The sequence below is a fragment of the Pseudomonas sp. Bout1 genome (assembly GCF_034314165.1).
Classification (GTDB): Bacteria; Pseudomonadota; Gammaproteobacteria; order Pseudomonadales; family Pseudomonadaceae; genus Aquipseudomonas.
On sequence record NZ_JAVIWK010000001.1, the window covers coordinates 3,255,244 to 3,270,460 of the forward strand.

Here is a 15,217-nt window from a genome sequence, read left to right on the forward strand (position 1 = left end):
TGACACCATGAATACCGGCGATCTACTGGAACAACTGCTGCGCGCGGGCCAGGCCTCGACGGGCCAGCAGGGCGGCTCTGCACCGGCGTCTCAGGGCGGGCTTGGTGGTTTGGGCGGGCTGCTCGGCGGTTTGCTGGGCGGCGGCGGTGCCTCGGCTGCAGGCGGTGGCGGCCTCGGTGGTTTGCTCGGTGGCCTGGGCGGCATGCTCGGCGGAACCCGTGCGGCGCCTCAGGGGCGCACAGGCGGTACCAACTACGCAGCGCTGGCGTCGCTGGGGATGATGGCATTCCAGGCGTATCAGGCCTGGCAGCGGCAACAGGCATCGGCGCCGCAGCAGGCGTTGCAGACGGTAGACCAACTGTCTGGGGCGCAAGTTGAAGCGCACAGCCACGCGGTGCTGCGCGCGTTGATCGCAGCGGCGAAGGCGGATGGCGAGATTGATGAGCGCGAGCAGCAGATGATTTCCGCAGAGATCGGCAAGCACACCGATGACCCGCAATTGCAGGAGTGGCTGGATGCCGAGGTGGCCAAGCCGCTGAATGCCGCGGATTTTGCCGAGTTCGCCGGGGACCCGGCGGTGGCGTCCGAGGTGTACCTGGTCAGCGTGCTGTTGGTGGATGACCAGCAGGATGCGGAGCGCAATTACCTGGACGAGTTGGCGGGGCACTTGAAGATTGATCCTGCGTTGCAGGTGCACCTGGAGCAGCAGGCCAAGGGGCAGGTTTAAATCACTATTTACGGTCATACCAACCTGTGGCGAGGGAGCTTGCTGTGGCGAGGGAGCTTGCTGTGGCGAGGGAGCTTGCTCCCGCTGGAGTGCGAAGCGCTCCCAAAGATTCCGGGGCCGCTACGCAGCCCAGCGGGAGCAAGCTCCCTCGCCACAGGGGTCATCGTCTGCGGGTTAGAACCGCAGCGTAGCCCCCGTCGTGAGCCATTGATGCTGATCCCCGATCAAACTGCGCCCTACCACCAGGTCTACATCCACATTCTTGCCGATATGCACCCTCGGCCCGGCTTGCCAGGCCTGGTCGCCACCTTGCTGGCCGTAGCGTTCGGCGATCAGCGTCAGCGAGTCCACCAGGTTGTATTCAAACCCGGTGCCCCAGGTCGGTCGATGGGTTTGGTCGCCGTCGTTATAGCCGTGGCTCCAGCCCGCGTTGAAGTTCAGCCGCAGGGCTTCCACGGGCTGCCAGGTAAATGGCAGGTTCAAGTCGGCGCCATCGAACGAATGCTGACGGTTCAGCGCGTAGTGCACACCGGCAGACGCGGCCAGTTCCAGGCCCAGGTCTTCCCTGGCCCACAACTGCGCCTTGAGCTGCGGATTAACCTGGGTTTCTCCATCGCCATCATGGTTGGCCCGCGACACGGCGGCGGTCCATTGCAGCCAGGGAATGGCAGTAGAGGTGCAAGCCGGCGCCAGGGTTTCGTTGTGGGTGGCGCCGTCGTGCCGATTGGCGGTGAACCAGGCGTCGACGTTGCATTCGCCCGGCGCATTGATCGCGCCATCGTCGACCACGTAAGCGCCGCCGGCCGCATAGGCATTCGACATCAGGCCGAGCACCAGCACGATGCCTGCCGTCACGCCGACGAAGATCAGGTTGCGTCGCACCGCACGGCGCTTGGAGGCGGGCAGGGGATGGAAAGTAATGTGGGTGGTGCGGTTGCGGTATTTGGCGAAACCGTCAAGGGTGTGTTTCTTGTACATGGTGAACCTCGATCAACAGCCTGAGGCGTGCCCGGCCGGATTCGGCAGGGACGCGCCGTGATTCAAATAGAAACAAGTGCGCAACGGGGTGCGGCTACAACTGGGTTCGTCTTGCATGTTCGGGTGCTCCAATAAGGGTTGATTCAGCTGTCTACGGTCAGCACATGAATGCCACAGGCCTTGGCCTGGCTGACCAGCTCCGAGGTGTCGTCGCCACCGGGCAGCGCGATGATCACGTCGGGGCGGCTGTCGGTGAGCATGAAGCGGTTGCGATGGCGTTCGGCGTGCTTGCCATGGCGTTGCCAGTTGGGTGGGTAACGCACCACATCCACCCCCGTTTCCCGGGCCCAGTCCTCCACGTCGCTGCCCAGGAACTGACTGCCGCCGTGGATCAACACCTGCACCGGGCGCAAGCGGTGGTAGGCGTCCAGCACCTGGCGGGACATTTTTGTATCGGCGTAATGACGACCTGCACAGATCAAGACGCGCATGGTGATGTTTCCTTGTATTGCATACTGCTATTTATCGACGCGGGCGCAGCAAGCGGATGCACGTGCTGTTCAAGGTGCTGGAAAACCCCAGCATGAAGCGCATTTCCACGGCGCTGAGAACGTTGCGCGCGTACAGCCGTACGCCCAGCACCATCACCGCCTTGGCCGCCCGTGCGAGGCCGAATATCAGCGCGGCGCGTGCGGCGTTGTCGAGGTAGCTCATGAGTCGGGTCATTGTCTGTCTCCGCGGGCGCTGGCTATTCACCGATAGCCAGCGTTTTCAGGGGCGGTTGATCAGTACCACTGCTTGAAGCGGCGGATGTAGATGGTTTTCATCAGTTGTGCCACGCAGCAGTAGGCGACCAGGGTGCCTACCAGCCATGGGAAGTACGCCAGTGGCAGCGGCTCCAGGCCCACCATCGCGCCCAGCGGCGAGAACGGCACGTAGATGCCCAGCGCGATCACAATGCAGGTCATCATCATCACCGGCCATGCCGCGTTGCTCTGGAAGAACGGGATCTTGCGGGTGCGCAGCATGTGCACCACCAGGGTTTGGGAGAGCAGCCCCTCGATGAACCAGCCCGACTGGAACAGGGTCTGCATTTCCACACTGTTGGCCGAGAACACGTACCACATCAGGGCAAAGGTGGTCATGTCGAAGATCGACGAGGTCGGCCCGATCCAGATCATGAAACGGCCAATGTTTTTCGCATCCCACTTGCGTGGCTTGGCCAGGTATTCCTTGTCCATCTTGTCCCAAGGCAAGGCCAGTTGGGAGATGTCGTACATCAGGTTTTGCAGCAGCAGGTGGATCGACAGCATCGGCAGGAACGGGATGAACGCACTGGCCACCAGCACCGAGAACACGTTGCCGAAGTTGGAGCTGGCGGTCATGTTCAGGTACTTCATGATATTGCCGAAGGTCTCGCGGCCTTTCAGCACGCCTTCTTCCAGCACCATCAGGCTCTTTTCCAGCAGGATGATGTCGGCCGATTCCTTGGCAATGTCCGTCGCGCTGTCCACCGAAATACCCACGTCGGCATCCCGCAGGGCCGGCGCATCGTTGATACCGTCGCCGAGGAAACCCACGGTGTGGCCGTTGGACTGCAAGGTCTTGAGCACCCGGGACTTCTGCAGCGGCGTCAGCTTGGCAAACACCGTGCGCTCCTCAACCCGCAGCTTGAGGGTGGCGTCGTCCATCGCTTCGATTTCCACGCCCAGCAGTGGCTCGCCGGGTTCCAGGCCGACCTGGCGGCAGATCTTGCTGGTGACAATGGCGTTGTCGCCGGTGAGTACTTTGACCGCCACGCCAATTTCGCGCAGGGCAGCGATTGCCGGGCCAGCGGTTTCCTTGGGTGGATCAAGGAACGTCAGGAAACCACGGATCACCAGGTTGCGCTCATCGGTCGTGGTGTACTGCTTGCGTGCAACGGCCTTGGGAATGTTGCGGGTGGCCAGCACCAGCACCCGAAAGCCGTCTTCGTTGTAATCCTGGGCAATCGCCAGTAACTCGTTGCGACGACGATCATCCAGCTCGACCGCAACGTCGCCTTCCATCACATGGGTGGAAATGCCCAGCATCTCCTCGACCGCACCCTTGCACACCAGCAGGTGATCGTGTTGCGCGTCCTTGACCACAATCGACAGGCGACGGCGGATAAAGTCGAATGGCAGCTCGTCGACCTTGCTGTAGGCGAACGGTATCTGGAACTTCGGATTCTGTTCCGAGAACTGTACGACCGCCTGATCCATCAGGTTCTTCATGCCGCTTTGGTGATGGCTGTTGAGCCAGGCCAGGGTCAGCACCGAGTCATCACGGTTGCCAAAGGCATTGACGTGGTGTTCGAGGATGATCTTGTCCTGGGTCAGGGTGCCGGTCTTGTCGGTGCACAGCACGTCCATTGAGCCGAAGTTCTGGATCGCGTTGAGGCGCTTGACCACCACCTTGCGCTTGGCCATGGCAGTAGCACCCTTGGCCAGGTTGGCGCTGACGATCATCGGCAGCATTTCCGGGGTCAGGCCAACCGCAACCGCCAGGGCGAACAGCAGGGCATCACTCCAGTCACCCTTGGAGAAACCGTTGAGGAAGAACACGATTGGCGTCATTACCAGCATGAAGCGGATCAGCAGCCAACTGACACTGTTCACCCCACGGTCAAACGCGGTTTGCACCCGGGAGCCGACGATCGCCTTGGCCAGGGAGCCAAAGTAGGTGCGCGGGCCGGTAGCAACCACCACGGCTTGCGCCCGGCCACTGACCACGTTGGTGCCCATGAAGCAGATGTTCGGCAGGTCCAGCAGGTTGCCCTGGTCGGCCGCCGTGGACGTGGCGGATTTTTGCGTGACGTCCCCCAGGGTGTCGTACTTCTCTACCGGCAAGGCTTCGCCGGTCAGCACGGCCTGGCTGATGAACAGGTCGCGGGACTCGATCAGGCGGATGTCGGCCGGGATCATGTCGCCGGCAGACAGTTGCACGATATCGCCGGCCACCAGGTCGCGCATCGGCACTTCTCGCAAGGTCGGCCTGGAACCTACTTGCTCGCGGCGAAGCACGGTGGCGGTGGTGCGCACCATGGCCTTCAAGGCCTCGGCGGACTTGGCCGAACGGTGTTCCTGCCAGAACCGCAGCAGGCTGCTGAGTATGACCATGGTCATGATAATGATGACCTTGGTCAGGTCGGCTTCTTCACCGGCACGCAGCGGTAGCCAATAGTCCGTGACGAAGCTGATGGCGCCCAGGGTCAGCAGCACATAGATGAACGGGTTGTTCAGTGCCTGGAGGAATTGCACGATGGCGTGCGGCGGCTTGTCGTGGGCCACCTCGTTGTAGCCTTCACGTTGCAGGCGAGCAGAGGCATCCAGCTCGGTCAGGCCATCCTTGGTTGCCCGGACATTGGCGAGGGTCGCCGAGAGGCCGTTCTGGGCTTCGCGGGCGGCACGCATCGACAGCTTGGTGTCGGTGCCGTTTTTCTTGTGCAGTTTCGGGGTTTTTACTGCGCTCATTGTGTGTACTCCTGTCGCCAATTTTTCGACAAAACATACCCGGTACTTACCTGATGACAGGCGAGCGAAAGCATGCCGAGTCGCTGACTTCGCGATCGGTTTAAATAAAGTGTTGAGTAACTTTCTAGAGGCCCGCTAACAGTGCGTTAGTTAACTAGCGCGCAGCGGGCTGCTACTGGCTTCGTCCATAGAGAACTCCAGCTAAACAATTAACGGATAATCAGGAAGTTGCTGTTTCCAGCCGGCTTATGCCGCGCGAGCGTCCACGTAGAGGCTCACCATCAGGCGCGCTTGCGCGACCAGGCTGGAAACGTCCCGTCTCTGTGGGTCTTGAGGGTCGGCGTGGTCCCATTGCTGGACCAGGTGGCCGGTGGTGGGGCAGATACGCCAGTGCGCCAGGGGAGCCGGGCACACGCGGGGGGAGGCGCTAACAAAGGCGCTGCGGGTAGGCGAAAAGCCTACGGGCTCGCGGCACAGCTTGGCGCGCAGGGCGGCGGCCAGCGTACGCAGGTCAGGCAAGGCAATCAGTTGAAAGGTCATAACACACCTCGGGACCGGACTGGCATCCGGTGAGGCAGTTACGTTGGAGCGTCAGGCTCTAGCGCAGCTTACTCGGCCGGAAAGGCGAGTCCCATCATGTTCTTTGGGTTTTGCGCCCGATTCGCCGCATTCACGGTGATCGGACAGCGACTAGATACTGTGTCCATTGGCTTCTTTTGTGAGGTTAAAAAATGGCCCTGAGTTGCAGGCACGGGGAATTTACTCAGGCAGTTGTCGGATGTCAACGTTTAATGACTTAAATTGTTACTGGTTCAGAGTGTGTTCAGGCGGGGGCGAGAGAGTTGTGGTGTTGCGTGAACTTTTGATAAATGAACTTTGGGGGGGGAACTTATTGGGTACATATCCGTTGTTGAGGTAACGGCGGCTATTGGTTGCGCTCCTACAGCGGATCACTTTTGGCAAAGCAAAGGCAAAAGCTGTTTTTCTGTAGGAGCTGGCTTGCCGGCGATGCAGGCAACTTGGTCTTTCAGATAAACCGAGGGGATGCCATCGCCGGCAAGCCAGCTCCTACGTGTTCGCTGTTGATTTTGCGTCTAACACTCAAGCCGGCCGGGAGGCCGCTGTGCATTTGATCTGCTTTTGACTTTGATCCTAGGCCCCGTTCGGGCACACCGAGCCTAAGCGAGGTGCCGAGTGGTGGGGCAAGTGCCTTTTGGTTACTTTTGGGTTCCTTTCAAAAGTGACCCGCCGTAAGGGCGTAACCAATCGAAGCCATCACCCAAAAAACGGATACACCCACAACCCGACCAAACCTGTGCCGCGCCTCCATGGCCCAACCGACCCTGGCCACCGCACTGGAAACCGGCCTGGGCTTCCTGTCGCTGATGCTCGAGCGCATGCCGGCGCAACTGATGCACCAGCAGAGCCTGGCGGAAATCGTACTGTTGGAACCGGAGCCCGAACCCAAGCGAGCCTTCACCTACTTCGCCTACTGGATGATCGTCCACGGCGTCGCCTGTTGGTTGGCGGGGCGGCGCATCCCGATCCTGGCGATTGAGTTGCGTTGCGCGCAACCGGACTTTTGCGATGACTACCAGGTGATGTTCTCCGATAACCTGCGCTTCGACCGGCCGCGCACGCGGATGATTTTCGCCGCCGACTGCCTCGACCTGCCGATCAAGCGCAGCCCGGAAGAGCTCAAGCGCTTCCTGGCGCATGCCCCCGCCAACATCCTGGTCAAATACCGCGACCCTGACAGCCTCGCCACCCGCATCAAACACGACCTGCGCCAGATGCCCCGGATACCTGGACGGAAACCGACGGCCTGGCTGCCACCCATTGCATCACTTCCTCCACTCTGCGCCGCCGCTTAACGGAAGAGGGGCAGACCTATCAGGGACTTGAAGACAGCGTGCGCAAAGAGCTGGCGATTGTCTGGCTGGCCGACTGCGACATCAGCTTTGCCGAGATCGCCACCCGCCTGGGGTTTGCCGATGCCAGCTCGTTCTACAAGGCGTTTCGCAAATGGTCGGGGTCCAACCCGGGCATTATCGTAGTCTGATTCTTGGTGATCCCGCGTAACGCCAAGCGGCGAATGAAATACGCTTCAACAATCAGCTGTCACCGGAAGAGATCGAAAAGAGTTACGCAGCGAGCCTGCGGAATGTTTAGAAAGCCCAGAACGATACAAGCTATTGCTTTTTAAATGTTTTTTGCCCACCTAATAGCAATGTTGCGCTTACACCAAGTAAACCAATGAAGCAGGAGGCTGCAACTATAATCAACGTTAGCGAAAAACCGTAAGCATCTAATAACCCACCGAAGACAGTATAGGATATACCGATAATAACCGAATTAACTAAATTTGCAGCAGAAACGCAAGACGCTCGTATGGGTGACTCAATATTGGCATGAATATACGTTTCATATGAGGTCTCATATATAGCGGGAATCGACATGATTAGAAGAAAGCTTACAACTGACGTAATTATTCCGATATTCAATGATAGAGTGAAAAGAAGTAGCGCAACAATAGCTGTGGTAGTAACAGCAATGAGACCGAGAGAGTATCTAGAGCAAACAAAACCCGCGGCGATAAACATTATGGCCGATATGCCTTCGACTGCAGCGTAAATTCCAGCAATTAATGGCACCTCCAAACCCTGCATGGAAAAAAATGGCTGGCCATAGATGAATAAAGGGACTGTTGCAAGCTCGAATAAAGCATATCCAACAAACAAAGGTATAAGAAAGGCGCCTTTTTTAGAAACGTAAAAAGTCACTAGCGAATTAAGAATGCCCGAAGTATCGTGATTGTCTGTGCAATTTTTTGTGTCGTAAATTAGTAGCGTTGGTTGGGGGTGGATTTCAGGAATTAATGTTACAACAAAAGCCCCGGCAAGCTTTGAAGCTGCAAAAGCAATATAAACAATGTCCCAAGACCAAGTGTCTTGTAGCACACCGCCAAGAAGCATAGACAAACCTAATGAAATTGCACCGATAGCGCGGGCACGTGATAATATTTTAGGATATTGTTCAGTTCGATGCTCGGCTAGTAAGTTGTCATATAATAGTGCTCTGTCTGAGCCGGAACCCATAGCAATACTGGCGCCGAATAGGCAAAAAATAATTGCGAAAGGAATAAAAGAGGAGAATAGCAAGAAGCCAACTCCACTGATAGACAGCCCTAAAAAACCGATGATAAGAGAAAGTTTGCGACCATATCGGTCTGCGAGCAAACCAGATGGAATTTCTAATGCTACGCAAGAAAAAAATAAAAAAGATTGAAGAATACCTATCTCCCCTTGTGTGATACCCAGCTGCAGTAAGTAAAGCACGAACAGACTTCTCTGAACATCCAGATTCATAAAAATCGATAAGGTATAATATAAATTATCGTTCTTGCTCTTTGAGAATTTAAGCAGGTTCATTTTTATTTAAATTCCTGTTTTTTTGTAAGCTCAAGAGTTTTGAAGTTTAAGTTTAAAGTACATGACTCGCCCGCGCATTTGCTGCTCAAAAAGTGAAAACCTATGAGTATCTACATGTAAGTTTTGAACCGCGATAGTGAATCCGCAATTGATTACGTTATGCCACCATCTCGGGGGGATATAAATGGCATCACCCGCGGATATCGTACCCTCGAAAATTTCTGCACCTCGCTCCAATACGTCATTAGTAATTTCAGAATTAAACAAATCTTGTCCATTCGAAACCGCAAATGTGGGAGAGGGTGATACCAAGCGTGCCTTTTCTTCACCTACAATCATGGTTAACACAGAGTTCACGAAAAAAGAGTCTGTATGGAGAGGGCTTGATACATGTCTCAGAGAAGAGTCTCGGAATTGCTGAGTCAACCAGTACCTCTTGAGTAAAGATCATTTTGCGAGCATTACGCAAACAGACATTTCATCATTTTACGTATGAATGCCGTCGTAATAGAAGAAATGGCCGCTGCGACAAAAAATATTTAAGTCTGTTCGTCAGGCGCAGCGCGGTATTAGGAAATTGCCCACGAAGAACATGTTATTTGGCTTACAGAAGTAACTTTCAATATTTTAGGACGCTCCAAACAAAAAAAAGCCCCACGACCGAATGAGGCCATGGGGCTAAAAATTGGCTGGATGCGACCAACCAAAGGAGCTCTTTACATCACATCACTTCGCACTGGCGATCGTGGTATCCGGCTGCCAGCCACCACCCAACGCCTTGTAGATCGCGACAATCCCGCGATACAGATCCACCTCGGCCTGGGCCTGGGAATCCTCGGCGGCCAGACGCTCACGCTGGGCATCAAGCAACACCAGGAAATCCACGGTCCCTTCGCGGTAGCGAATCTCTGCCAGATCGGCAGCAGCACGGCTCGACTCACTCTGACGAATCAGCGAAACCAGGCGCTGCTGGCGTTTGCCGTAATCACTGAAGGCATTTTCCGATTCTTCCAGCGCCAACAACACCTGCTGCTCATAGGTCGCCAGAGCACCATCCGCCTCGGCATCCGCGCCGCGCAACCGCGCCCGCACGCTACCCAGGTCAAACGCAGCCCAGGTAATGCTCGGGCCCAACGACCAGGCATTCGCCGCCGCCGATCCAATCTGCGAACCGCGCCCGGCGGTAAAACCAAGGAACCCACTGAGGCTCACCCGTGGAAACAGGTCAGCCTTGGCCACCCCGATCCGCGCCGTGGCCGCGGCCAACTTGCGCTCGGCGCTGAGAATGTCCGGACGACGCTGCAACAACTGCCCCGGGTCACCAATCGGCAACGCCTTGGCAATCGCCGGCAAGTCTTTCGGGCTCAGGTCCACGGTCAACTTGTCTGGGCGCTGGCCGAGAAGGGTGGCGATGCGATTACGCTCGCGTACTTCTTCAGCCTGCAGTTGCGGCACGCTGGCTTCTACAGCCGCCAGGCGCGCATCGGCACGCACCACGTCAAGCTGATCACCCACACCGGCATCGCGCAGGCTGACGGTGATGCCACGCGAGTCTTCCTGGTTCTTCAGGTTGGCCACCGCGATTTTCTCGCGCAGTTGTGCGCCGCGCAGTTGGCCGTAGGCGTCCACCAGTTCGGCAATCATGGTGACTTGCAACTGATAGAGGTCGGCTTCGGCAACCTGTTGGTCAGCGTCGCTGGCCTCCAGGTTGCGGCGGATGCGTCCAAACAGGTCCACTTCCCACGCCATGTCCAGGCCCAGGTCATAACGCTCGCTGTTGACGCGATTGGTGGTTTGGCCAGGAATCTGGCCCTTGCCCACATCACTGCTGACGCGGCTGGTGATCACCGGCATCACGTCGTTGGCGGCATCGTCACGAATCGCCCGGGCGGCCCGCAGGCGGGCAAATGCCACCCGCAGGTCGCGGTTGCCCTGCAGCGATTGAGTCACCAACTGGTTAAGGGTCGGGTCTTCGAATTGCTGCCACCAGATGCCTTCGAACTTCGCGTGGTCGTACTGCTTGGCATCGGCGGCGGCCGTTACGTTGGCCGCCTCCAGTGGCTGGGTTTTATAGTCCGGGCCCACGGCACAGGCGCTCAGGGCCAGTACCAGTAAGCTCGGCAAAAATACTTTCACGCTCATTGCTGTGTCTCCAGCTTCAAGGCCTTGGCCGCTTTACGGGCCTCACCGCGCTCGACAAACCGGCGGATCAGTACATAGAACACTGGCGTCAACAGCAGACCGAAGAAGGTCACGCCGATCATCCCGGAGAACACCGCCACGCCCATCGCATGACGCATCTCGGCACCGGCACCGCTGGACAACACCAGCGGCACTACACCCATGATGAAGGCGAACGAGGTCATCAGGATCGGCCGCAGACGCAGACGGCAGGCTTCCAGTACCGCAGCCAGTGGGTCGAGGCCTTCCTGCTGTTTGTCCTTGGCAAACTCGACGATCAGAATCGCGTTCTTACACGCAAGCCCCACCAGTACGATCAAGCCGATCTGGGTAAAGATGTTGTTGTCGCCGCCGGAGATAATCACCCCGGTGATGGCCGACAGCAGGGTCATCGGTACGATCAGGATCACCGCCAGTGGCAGGCTCCAGCTTTCGTATTGGGCGGCCAGTACCAGGAACGCCAGCAGTACGCAGAGCGGGAACACAAACAGTGCGGTGTTGCCCGAGAGGATTTGCTGATAGGTCAGGTCAGTCCACTCATAGGTCATGCCGTTGGGTAACTCGTCTTTCAACAGTTTCTCGATCGCAACCTGGGCCTGGCCGGAGCTGTAGCCTGGTGCGGCGTTGCCGTTGATCTCGGCCGTGATGAAGCCGTTGTAGTGCATCACGCGGTCCGGGCCCGAGGTGTCGCTGACCTTGATGAAGGTCGCCAGCGGGATCATCTCGCCTTTGTTGTTGCGCACTTTCAATTGGCCGATCTGGTCTTCATCCTGGCGGAACTGCTGTTCAGCCTGCACGTTGACCTGATAAGTACGGCCGAAGCGGTTGAAGTCGTTGGCATACAACGAGCCCAGGTAGATCTGCAGGGTGTCGAAGATGTCACTGATCGCCACGCCATGGGTCTTGGCCTTTTCGCGGTCGATGGCAGCATCGACCTGGGGCACGTTGACCGTGTAGCTGGTGAACAGGCCGAACAACTCAGGCACACCACGGCTTTTGGTGATGATGTTCTGCACTTCCTTGTAAAGCTCGTCGTACCCCAGGTTGCCACGGTCTTCGACCTGCAGGCGGAACCCGCCGATCGTACCCAGGCCCTGTACCGGCGGCGGTGGGAAGATCGCCATGTAGGCGTCCTGGATGCTGGCGTACTTGCCATTCAGTGCACCAGCAATCGCACCGGCAGACAGGCTCGGGTCTTTACGCTCATCGAACGGCTTCAAGGTCACGAACACGATGCCGTTGTTCGGGCTGTTGGTAAAACCGTTGATCGACAAGCCAGGGAACGCGATAGCGCTTTCCACGCCAGGCTGTTTCATGGCGATGTCCGACATGCGCTTGATCACATCTTCGGTGCGGTCCAGGCTCGCGGCGTCCGGCAATTGCGCGAAGGCCACCAGGTATTGCTTGTCCTGGGCGGGTACGAAACCGGTCGGCGTGTGGGCAAAGCCCAGCCAGGTCAGGACCATCAGGCCGGCGTACAGGAACAGCGCGATGCCACTGCCGCGAATTACCCGGCGCACAGTGCCGACGTAACCATGGCTGGCCTTGTCGAAGAAGCGGTTGAACGGTTTGAACAACCAGCCACCCAGCACCTTGTCGAGGAACCTCGAGAAGCCGTCTTTCGGTGCGTTGTGACCTTTAAGCAATACCGCTGCGAGGGCAGGGGACAAGGTCAGCGAGTTGAACGCCGAAATCACCGTCGAAATCGCAATGGTCAAGGCAAATTGCTTATAGAACTGCCCGGTCAAGCCGCTGATAAACGCCGCTGGAATGAACACCGCACACAGTACCAACGCGGTAGCGATGATCGGGCCGGTCACTTCGCTCATGGCCTTTTCAGTCGCCGGGAACGGTTCGAGTCCCAATTCAATGTTCCGCTCGACGTTCTCCACCACCACGATGGCGTCGTCCACCACGATACCGATGGCGAGTACCAGGCCGAACAGCGACAGCGCGTTGAGCGAGAAGCCAAACAGGTGCATGACCGCAAACGTACCGATCAGCGATACCGGCACCGCCACCAACGGAATGATCGAGGCGCGCCAGGTTTGCAGGAACAGGATTACCACCAGCACGACCAGGATCAGTGCTTCGAACAGGGTGTGAACCACCGCCTCGATGGAGCCGCGCACGAACACTGTAGGGTCATAGGCGATACGGTAATCCATGCCCTCCGGGAAGCTTTGTTTGAGCTCCGCCATCTTGGCGCGCACTTCATTGGAGATGTCGATTGCGTTGGAGCCTGGACGCTGAAAGATCGGTATCGCCACGGCCGGCTGGTTATCGATCAAGGAGCGCAGGGCGTACTGGCTGGAACCCAGCTCAACCCGCGCGATGTCCTTCAGGCGCGTGATTTCGCCGTTGTCGCCGGCACGGATCACGATATTTTCGAACTCTTCCTCAGTGACCAGACGGCCCTGGGTATTGACCGACAGTTGGAAGCTGGTGTCATTGGGCGCAGGCTGCGCGCCCAATGCACCGGCCGCCACCTGGCGGTTCTGTTCACGAATGGCCGTGACCACATCGGTGGCGGTCAGGTTGCGTGAGGCGGTCTTGTTCGGGTCCAGCCACACACGCAGGGAGTAGTCGCCCATGCCGAACAACTGCACATCGCCCACGCCGCCTAGCCGTGCCAACTCATCCTTGATATTGAGGATCGCGTAGTTGGACAGGTAGAGCATGTTGTAGCGCTGATCCGGGGAGGTGATGTGCACCACCATGGTCAGGTCGGGGGAGGCCTTGTCCACGGTAATACCGATGCGCGTCACTTCCTCAGGCAGCTTGGGCTGCGTGCGGGTTACACGGTTCTGCACCTGCACCTGCGCGTTGTCCAGGTCGGTGCCCAGGGCGAAGGTGATGGTCAGGGTCAGCTTGCCGTCGGCGGTCGACTGCGAGGACATGTACAGCATGTTCTCGACGCCGGTGATGGCCTGCTCCAGCGGAGCGGCTACGGTTTCACCGATGACTTTAGGGTTGGCGCCCGGGAAGTTGGCGCGAACCACTACGGTCGGCGGCACCACTTCCGGGTATTCGCTGATCGGCAACTGGAACAGCGAGATCGCACCCGCGATCAGGATCAACAGCGACAGCACCGCTGCGAAGATCGGCCGCGAAATGAAGAACTTGGAAAAATTCATCTTGAGTTGTATCCCTTAACCGCGTGGAGTCGCGACGCTGGCAAGTTTTGGCGCGGCTTTATCCGGCGCCACTTGCTCCAGGTTGCTGGCTTCAAGCGCTTGTCGTTGTTGTGCCAAGGCGGCGAGGGTTTCCTTGCTGGCCATCGGGATGGTTTCCGGGGCAACCGGCGATCCCGGGCGAACGCGCTGCAGGCCCTTGACGATGATCGTGTCGTCTTTGGTGAGGCCGCTGCGCACGATGCGCAAGCCTTCGATCTTCGGTCCCAGTTCCACGGCGCGATAGGCCGGCTTGTCACCGTCCATCACCAGCACGAACTTCTTGCCCAGGTCAGTGCCCACGGCTTCGTCATTGATCAACACGGCGGAGTAGGTGCCGCTGCCTACCAGCTTCAAGCGGGCATACAGGCCAGGGGTGTATTCGCCCTTGCTGTTGTCAAACACGGCGCGACCGCGAATGGTGCCGGTGGCCGGGTTGACCTGGTTGTCGACGAAGTTCATCTGGCCCAGGTGCGGGTTGCCGGTTTCATTGGACAGGCCCAGGTACACCGGGGTGGTAGCGCCACGGCGGCCCTGGCGCGCGAGTTCGGTGTACTTGAGGTACACGCGCTCATCGGCGTCGAAGTAGGCGTAGACCTTGTCGGTAGACACCACGCTGGTCAGCGCGGTGACATCGGCGGTCACCAGGTTGCCGGCGGTGATCTCGGCACGGCTGACACGGCCGCTGATGGGCGAAGTCACACGGGTGAAGCTCAGGTTCAGCTTGGCCAGGTCCAACTGCGCCTGGATGCCGGCCACGGTGGCGTGGGCTTCCTGGGCGGCGGTGGTGCGCGAGTCGGCCAGTTCGGCGGAGATCGCATTGCTCTGGCGCAAGCGTTCACCGCGCTGGGCTTCGTTATCGCTGCGGGTGGCGGCGGCTTTGGTTTGCGCGAGCTGGGCTTCGAGGCGGCGCACTTCAGCCTGGAACGGACGTGGGTCGATCTGGAACAGCAAGTCGCCTTTCTTGACCAGCGCGCCTTCGGTGAAAGCTACCTGGTCGATCTGGCCCGATACGCGCGGGCGGATCTGCACGGTTTCCGGCGCTTCGAGGCGGCCGGTGAACTCGTCCCACTCGTTGACCGGTTGTTCCAGCACCTTGGCCACGCTGACATGGCTGGGTGGCATGGCGGCCGCTTGTTCTGGTGTCTTGCCGCACGCGCTCATCACCAGCACGGCCAAAATGGCCAGGGGATAGCGCAAATGTTTGAGTGACTGTTCCATGAGGTGCATCCG

General features: G+C 58.4%; 11 protein-coding genes and 1 pseudogene. 2 read left to right on the forward strand and 10 right to left on the reverse strand.

Annotation, left to right across the window (positions count from 1 at the left end):
- Positions 1-7: 7 nt before the first annotated feature.
- The gene (locus tag RGV33_RS15255; RefSeq protein ID WP_322144977.1) at positions 8-727 is read left to right on the forward strand and encodes a tellurite resistance TerB family protein; all 720 of its coding nucleotides are present in this window, start codon (positions 8-10) and stop codon (positions 725-727) included.
- Between the two features lie 174 nt (positions 728-901).
- Here RGV33_RS15255 and RGV33_RS15260 read toward each other — a convergent pair whose 3' ends face one another.
- From RGV33_RS15260 to RGV33_RS15280, 5 genes are all read right to left on the reverse strand, one after another.
- Entirely contained in the window at positions 902-1,705 is an 804-nt protein-coding gene (locus RGV33_RS15260; protein ID WP_322144978.1) for a hypothetical protein, read from the reverse strand.
- Between the two features lie 143 nt (positions 1,706-1,848).
- Positions 1,849-2,196 carry an SLOG family protein gene (locus RGV33_RS15265; protein WP_322144979.1) on the reverse strand — a complete coding sequence of 116 codons (348 nt, stop codon included), beginning with the start codon at positions 2,194-2,196 and terminating at the stop codon, positions 1,849-1,851.
- A gap of 31 nt (positions 2,197-2,227) precedes the next feature.
- Positions 2,228-2,431, reverse strand: a complete 204-nt coding sequence (locus RGV33_RS15270; RefSeq protein ID WP_416152073.1) for a hypothetical protein — start codon at positions 2,429-2,431, stop codon at positions 2,228-2,230.
- Positions 2,432-2,490: 59 nt separating this feature from the next.
- The gene (gene mgtA, locus RGV33_RS15275) at positions 2,491-5,199 is read right to left on the reverse strand and encodes a magnesium-translocating P-type ATPase (RefSeq protein ID WP_322144980.1); all 2,709 of its coding nucleotides are present in this window, start codon (positions 5,197-5,199) and stop codon (positions 2,491-2,493) included.
- Positions 5,200-5,445: 246 nt separating this feature from the next.
- Positions 5,446-5,739, reverse strand: coding sequence for a hypothetical protein (locus RGV33_RS15280; RefSeq protein ID WP_322144981.1), 294 nt, complete (start codon positions 5,737-5,739; stop codon positions 5,446-5,448).
- Between the two features lie 773 nt (positions 5,740-6,512).
- On the opposite strand from RGV33_RS15280, the pseudogene RGV33_RS15285 reads away from it, so the two are divergent.
- A pseudogene (locus tag RGV33_RS15285) lies at positions 6,513-7,281 on the forward strand (AraC family transcriptional regulator ligand-binding domain-containing protein); the annotation flags it as partial.
- A 110-nt stretch (positions 7,282-7,391) separates the two neighbouring features.
- Here the strand turns inward: RGV33_RS15285 and RGV33_RS15290 are convergent.
- The 5 genes from RGV33_RS15290 to mexE all read right to left on the reverse strand — a co-directional run bounded on the left by RGV33_RS15290 (position 7,392) and on the right by mexE (position 15,205).
- The gene (locus tag RGV33_RS15290) at positions 7,392-8,630 is read right to left on the reverse strand and encodes an MFS transporter (RefSeq protein ID WP_322144982.1); all 1,239 of its coding nucleotides are present in this window, start codon (positions 8,628-8,630) and stop codon (positions 7,392-7,394) included.
- A gap of 30 nt (positions 8,631-8,660) precedes the next feature.
- Entirely contained in the window at positions 8,661-9,056 is a 396-nt protein-coding gene (locus RGV33_RS34270; protein WP_416152074.1) for a cupin-like domain-containing protein, read from the reverse strand.
- A 300-nt stretch (positions 9,057-9,356) separates the two neighbouring features.
- Positions 9,357-10,772, reverse strand: a complete 1,416-nt coding sequence (locus RGV33_RS15295) for a TolC family protein (protein WP_322144983.1) — start codon at positions 10,770-10,772, stop codon at positions 9,357-9,359.
- Positions 10,769-13,948, reverse strand: a complete 3,180-nt coding sequence (locus RGV33_RS15300; protein WP_322144984.1) for an efflux RND transporter permease subunit — start codon at positions 13,946-13,948, stop codon at positions 10,769-10,771. The genes RGV33_RS15295 and RGV33_RS15300 overlap by 4 nt, the downstream gene beginning before the upstream one ends.
- Before the next feature lie 15 nt (positions 13,949-13,963).
- Positions 13,964-15,205, reverse strand: coding sequence for a multidrug efflux RND transporter periplasmic adaptor subunit MexE (mexE, locus tag RGV33_RS15305; protein ID WP_322144985.1), 1,242 nt, complete (start codon positions 15,203-15,205; stop codon positions 13,964-13,966).
- Positions 15,206-15,217: the final 12 nt, after the last annotated feature.